This is a genomic window from Kitasatospora sp. SC0581, assembly GCF_048159585.1.
Classification (GTDB): Bacteria; Actinomycetota; Actinomycetes; order Streptomycetales; family Streptomycetaceae; genus Kitasatospora.
The window spans coordinates 1-799 of record NZ_JBLRWA010000090.1; the positions used below are offsets into that span (position 1 = coordinate 1).

Consider the following 799-nt stretch of genomic DNA (forward strand, 5'->3'; position numbering starts at 1 on the left):
TTAACGACATCAAACTCTTCATATTCAAATCCTCCACCATCTTTCCTACTCCGCCAATAAACTTCATAGTCACTTCGACGAAAACCAATATCGTACTCATTTCCATCTTCATTAAAAACGACCGGCAAGACGGATTGTTCGTTATAGTTTAGATTTTGCGTAAATGCTAATGGTAAAACGGTTACCTTACTGGCTCCTGTTTCATACAAGACTCTAGCACACTCTGCGGTTGTTGCTCCACTTGTAAAAACATCATCTACTAATAATACGTGACCGGATACTTCACCATTACAACCAATATTACCATAAACACAATTGTAATATTTCGCTTCAAAGCCGACATAATCTTTCGGTGATGGGTAATCATTTTTCGAATACAATAAATTAAATTCTATATTTATATTAGCCTCAACAAAATCTTCAACGCCTTTAAAACGGCTCTCTTTATTTGGTCTTGGTGGAACAAAAACAATTCGTGAAACAGTAGAATCTTGTCTTAAATATACATCGATGACTTTCCCAAACCGATCTTTAGTAACATCTGCATGGTTAAGAAAGTTATTTTTCAAGCCAATAATCGCTCTTGATAACGGATGATTGTAATTTCGATTATCACGTAAAGTAAAATATCTTCCGGTAAAAATAATATCTGATGTGTAATTTGTGTCTGGAATTGTCAATTTTTCCGGAAATCGAATAACCTTCGTCCTTAAATTATAACTGTTAGGAAATCCAATTAATTCAGCTGGATATGTCATCCGTAAATTTGGATTGTCAACAAAGTTATAAAAGTGTTGAT

The 799-nt window shown here is 34.0% G+C and carries 1 protein-coding gene; it reads right to left on the reverse strand.

Going from position 1 to position 799, the window contains the following annotated elements; translation table 11 throughout:
* A partial coding sequence (locus ACLWS4_RS37200) for a ComF family protein (RefSeq protein WP_416876450.1) occupies positions 1-758 on the reverse strand: 758 nt, incomplete at its 3' end.
* Positions 759-799 lie beyond the last annotated feature (41 nt).